Origin of the sequence: Stieleria sp. (genome assembly GCF_041595215.1) — a bacterium.
Taxonomy (GTDB): Bacteria; Planctomycetota; Planctomycetia; order Pirellulales; family Pirellulaceae; genus Stieleria; species Stieleria magnilauensis.
Genome location: NZ_JBFHKV010000564.1, coordinates 1 through 5,393, shown reverse-complemented (window position 1 = coordinate 5,393; position 5,393 = coordinate 1). Strand labels below are relative to the sequence as shown.

5 protein-coding genes are annotated in these 5,393 nt (G+C 59.4%); 4 read left to right on the top strand and 1 reads right to left on the bottom strand.

The window, feature by feature from the left end; translation table 11 throughout:
* Positions 1 to 207 (top strand): hypothetical protein (locus ABX749_RS20110; RefSeq protein ID WP_372897545.1); only part of this gene is annotated, 207 nt, incomplete at its 5' end.
* 102 nt (positions 208 to 309) lie between these two features.
* On the opposite strand, the gene ABX749_RS20105 is transcribed toward ABX749_RS20110, so the two are convergent.
* On the bottom strand, positions 310 to 831 hold the full coding sequence (locus tag ABX749_RS20105) for a hypothetical protein (RefSeq protein WP_372897544.1): 522 nt from the start codon (positions 829 to 831) through the stop codon (positions 310 to 312).
* Between the two features lie 1,041 nt (positions 832 to 1,872).
* Here ABX749_RS20105 and ABX749_RS20100 point away from each other — a divergent pair.
* The 3 genes from ABX749_RS20100 to ABX749_RS20090 form a co-directional block, all read left to right on the top strand.
* Complete coding sequence (locus ABX749_RS20100; RefSeq protein ID WP_372897543.1) at positions 1,873 to 2,418, top strand: sigma-70 family RNA polymerase sigma factor; 546 nt, start codon at positions 1,873 to 1,875, stop codon at positions 2,416 to 2,418.
* On the top strand, positions 2,415 to 4,073 hold the full coding sequence (locus tag ABX749_RS20095; RefSeq protein ID WP_372897542.1) for a LamG-like jellyroll fold domain-containing protein: 1,659 nt from the start codon (positions 2,415 to 2,417) through the stop codon (positions 4,071 to 4,073). The genes ABX749_RS20100 and ABX749_RS20095 overlap by 4 nt, the downstream gene beginning before the upstream one ends.
* Positions 4,074 to 4,176: 103 nt before the next feature.
* Positions 4,177 to 5,393, top strand: a 1,217-nt coding sequence (locus tag ABX749_RS20090; protein WP_372897541.1) for a DUF1549 domain-containing protein, incomplete at its 3' end; no start/stop codon positions are given.

The following is a 5,393-nucleotide window of genomic DNA, read 5'->3' as shown; positions in this document are numbered from 1 at the left end:
GACGCAAGTGACGGGGGAGTCATGCGTCTGCGGATCACACAACGGGCCACAAGAGATCAAGACGGCGACCGCACCAAAACGCTGACGACCTGCGGCCGAAGGATTCAAGAAACTGGCGTCAGCCTAACCGGATGGAGTCACGCGTTTGCCGAACCCATCGACACCGCACGTCAACCGTCGAAGCGGAGAGCCATTCGATTGAGTTAATCGGTGGAAATCACCCAGGACGCGAACGACTCAGTGCAAACCGATCGACCTGACTCGCGGCCTTCGTGTGTGTCCCATTGTTCTGTCTGTTCGTCGCAGTCGTCAATCACCGGAAACGCCAACAAACGCGAGTTGGGCCGGATTACCATCTTCATAGATCGTGAAATACACTGCGGTCCAGCGTTGCAGTTTTGCAGCAGGAGCAAGCCATCCTGCCGACTCCCAATCTTGAAGTGTTGGTTTATCAGTACCAAATAATTCTCGCCTTCGCGCAAACGAGAGAGGAAACGCTACACCAAAATCCGGTGTTTGCGAGCAACGATCAATGTCGAGAATCGAGTGAGTTCCGGATTCACGAGCAAGATCAACCGCCTCTTCGATTGAACGAGGCCCGCGACCACCACGAGCAACCCATTGGATCACTTCCTGCGCGGCAACAAAGAGAGAGGAAACACCGACAACCAATTTGATCAACAATGGCATGCTCCAGAAGGAATGCCGCAAGTTAGACCAATGGTGATCACCGTAGTCACCGGACTCGAACACACGACGGCGCAACACGCGTAACGCCACATTCGCGTCGTTGTCGTAGTCAGTGGTGTAGTGCCAACCAGATGCGGCCATACAAAATATTGATTCAAATGAATGAGAGAACGGTGGCGATCACGCGGTCGCCGCGAGTAACCTTCCCGTTCAACAACCGCGACTCGGCGTGCATCGCGTTGTCACCCGCCGTCTGTTTCCGACTCACGCTCAAGTCGTCGAAGACACCACCGCGTCGGCGCGATCAACCTGAACTCAAATACAAACGTGACTCGCCGACTGCGGTGCACCACTTGGTTCACGCGGCTCGGCCACGACGACAGCACGAGCCATCGCCGCTGGTGGCCAATGTACTCAATCCGAAACGCCGCGGGAAATCGAGGGCCCCATTTTCCGGTCGACATGCCAGACGTCGGTTGTCACCGTTGGAAGCGCCAGGCGTCGGTTTGCCTCGTTCGGCCGAGTCGACCGTGCAGCAAGTGAGACAAGAATCACGCAAAGACGCCAAGCCGCAAAGGAGCGGGTTCAAATCTTTGCGGCTTGGCGACTTTGCGTGAGACCCTTCCACCAAGTACGTCAGCGCACCTGTCAAACCGTAATACCAGAGGCGATCTCCAGGAAACAGAGGTCTGATGAAATCCAATGGGCGTGAGTTCGGGTACTGGCATTAGCGTTCATCGGTGTTCATTAGCGGTGCCAAAACGCCGGAAACACGAACCGCTAATCCACGCGAACGAACGCTAATCTCGGAACCCGTTTCAAGCAGTCGAGAGCGTGAACTTGTTTATCACCCGGTCAGCCGGGATGGGGCTCTTATTTGCCGCCGTATCCTCGGCTGGATCAGTCTTTGACGGCCTTAGCCTCGGGTCGGCGATACGCTGTCCCCGAATGATCCAGTTTTTCTCCAGAACCACAACCCATATAGATGGGCACGCACCCCCTGGCGCACCAGCCGCCAGGGGGAGCCATGGGAGTCGCGGATCCATCGCGAGACGCCGTGGCGGTGCGACACGACGGGCGGAGTGGGAAAAGGCAGAATGATGTGGGTGGGGGACGCGGGGATTTTTTCTCGATTCTTGTTAACCTGCGGGCCGCGGGCGGCATTTCTTTATCATGGAGCCCGTGAACCAACCCCGCACCGACGATTCTGCTGATTCCGCCTTCGTGGGACTGCTGACCGAATGCCAGCTGCCGCTGCGGTTGTACGTCCGCGCGTTGCTGCCGGGCGACCCCGCCGCCGGCGATGTCATCCAGCAAGCCAACGCGAAAATTTGGGAAAAACGCGGTGATTTCGAGCCCGGCACCCACTTCAAGGCCTGGGCGATGGCGATCGCCCGGTTCGAAGTCTTGAACCACCGAAAACGCCAAGCCCGTGACGCCCGGCTCCATTTCTCCGACGAATTGGAAGAAACCGTCGCCACCGAGTTGGCTGAGGTCACCGACGACTTGGCCGAGCGGCAAGCGGCGCTCCGCGAGTGCATGCAGGCACTGAAACCGGCCAGCCGCGAACTGCTGATGCGGCGCTACGCCACGCAGCAGCCGTTGGCAGAATTTGCCAGCCAACTCGGACGCTCGGTCGGTGGAGTCAAAGTCACGCTGCATCGGCTGCGGACCGCACTGGCCGAGTGTATCGAACGACGCCTCCTTGCCACGGGAGAAACGGAATGACCCCCGACGAACAAACCACACTGTTCGATGCGCTGCTGGACGGCGACATCAACGAAGCCGACTTCCTGAGACTGGAGGCGGAACTGAGCGTCGATGCCGAAGTCCGAAAGGCTTACTATCGACGGCTAGAGATGGATCTGTTGCTCGAAGAACTGGCGGCGGAGGAAGTTCACCGTTTGCCTCCCCTTGCCGAACCGTTGTTGCAGCGTTCGTCGAAGCGTGGTCTGTGGTGGGCCGGCCTGTTGGCCGCGATCGCCGCCGGACTGATCTTGTTCGTCACGATGTTTGCCGGCCCCGCCGATCAACTCGCCGATCAAAACGACCGACCCCAGGTGGCGCAAACCATCCAGAAAAACGAACCCTCGGCGACCGGTTTCGGAGTCTTGAGCGGACAGTCCGATGCGGTTTGGGAAGGCGAGGCGATCGAAAACGGCGGATTGTTGCCGCAGGGCGAATTGCACCTTGTGTCCGGTTTGGTCCACGTCGAGCTGTTTAGCGGCGTGCAGATGGTGATTCGCGGCGAGGCGATGTTTTCGATCGATTCGCCGATGCAAGTCAGCATGCGGAAAGGCAGCGCGAGGGCTCACGTGCCCGAACCCGCCCACGGGTTCCGTCTGAAAACCGGAGCCGGGGAAGTCATCGATTTGGGCACTGAATTCACCGTCGATGTGGACGAGACGCGTTCGAGTGTGAAGGTGGTCGACGGAGAAGTGGAATTGCGAACGCGAGAAGCCGAGACGCGGCGATTGCGCGACGGCGAAGGGATCGAATTGGCTGCCGACGGAACGTTGGCGAAGGAGTCGGCCGACGACATCGCATTGATCGGACCGGCCGCCTTTCAAGATGTATTGGCCGAGCGACAGTCGGATCAGTTTCGTCGCTGGCAACTCGCCACACAATTACTCCGCAACGACCCGCGGCTGATGGCACACTATTTGGTCGACCCGACGCAAGGCTGGTCGCGAACACTGGTCAATCGGGCGTCGGCGGCAAGCCGGGTCAACGGCACAGCGATCGCCGGCGACGGGGCGGTCGTCGCCGCGACACGGACCCAAGACCGTTGGGGACGTGACGGCGGAGCGTTGGATTTCAGCCGCATGGGCAGCCGTGTCCGAGTTGTGGTTCCCGGAGAGCATCGCGGGTTGACGCTGATGTGCTGGGTGAAAATCAACAGCCTGGATCGATGGTACAATTCACTGTTCCTGACCGACGGCCACGAAGATCGCGAGCCGCATTGGCAGCTCATGAATGACGGCCGAATGTTCTTCTCCGTCAAACCACCCGACATCGATCACCTGTCGCCAGCCGAACGGGAGCGCCAAGTGTTTTACTCCCCGCCGTTTTGGGAAACCTCGATGAGTGGTCAGTGGATCATGCTGGCCACGGTTTACGATGTCGACCAGAAACTGGTGACCCACTATGTCAACGGCGCACCGATCAGTCGTGAATCGATTCCGGAGACGTTTTTGGTCGAATCGATCAAGATCGGTGCCGCATCGATTTGCAATTGGAGCGAGCCGATGTACCGCAGCGATGCAACGTTTGTGGTTCGAAATTTGAATGGTTGTGTGGACGAGTTCGCGCTTTTCTCCGGCGCACTCCTGCACGAAGAAATCTCTAATCTCTATCACGCTGGAAACCCGAATGAGCGATAGACCCACCGGAATGCAATCAAGTTACTCCCGACGACGATCGAGCGCATCCCAGACGTGTTCACGCGTGGATGACAGGCCAGCACGTGGCGCTAGCCAGTGGCGCGTGACCGATTTCGTTTCCGGCGCCGCTCGCTCACGCTTCCCGCTGGTGATGGCCGCTCGCTCACGCTTCCCGCTGGTGATGGCCGCTCGCTCACGCTTCCCGCTGGTGATGGCCGCTCGCTTACGCTTCCCGCTGGCGGTGGTGGCGGTGGTGTTGCTGGCCGGGATGGTGCGGGCGGACGAATCGGCCGAGGGCGATTGGGAGGCGGATTCGGCGCAGGCGGCGGAACGCGATTTCACGCTCAAGGTCTTGCCGCTGTTGAAGGACAAGTGCCTGGGATGCCACGGCGGCGACGAAGAGGACATCAAGGGTGAATTCAGCGTGGTCAGCCGCGACGACTTGTTGCGCGGCGGCGAATCGGAAGAGCCGTCGATCGTTCCAGGCCATCCCGATGAGGGCACCTTGATCGAGGCGATCGCTTGGGAAGGCTTGGAGATGCCGCCCAAGGAGAACGATCGATTGACCGACGAGCAGGTCGAACTGTTCCGCCGCTGGATCAAGAGCGGTGCCCCCTGGCCCGATGAAGAAACCCAGCAACGATACCGTGACGAAGAACGAACCAAGAAATCGACCAAAGATGGCGTGCTGTTCACGACCAGCGGCGGCACCAGCGAGCAGTGGACCGACCGCCGCTACCAGCCCGAGGATCTATGGGCTTGGGAAAAGCTAAAATCGAAGTCGGAGTTGTTGCCAGAAGGCACTCCGGCAGAGCGAGCGATCGATTACTTCGTCGACCGCAAGTTACAACAAGCGGACCTGCAAGCCTCCCCGCAAGCCGAACCGCGTGACCTATTGCGTCGGGCGACACATGATTTGACCGGATTGCCGCCGACGCCCGAAGAAGTCGACGCGTTTATCCAGGCGTGGGACAAAGATCCGGATGCAGCCTGGTCGAGCACGATCGATCGCTTGCTGGCCAGTCCACGCTATGGGGAGCGATGGGGACGTCACTGGCTGGACGTGACACGCTACGCCGACACCGGCGGCATGTCGAACGATTACGAGCGTTCCAACATGTGGCGTTACCGTGATTACGTGATTCGATCGTTCAACGAAGACAAACCGTACGACGAGTTCATCGTCGAACAACTCGCCGGCGACGAATTGGCAGACGAGTCGGTGCGAACCCGCAGCGGTGGCGATGAAAACGTCGTCGAAGAAACCCGGCTCAACGGCAACTACACGCCCGAAGAATCCGAGTGGCTGGTCGCGACCGG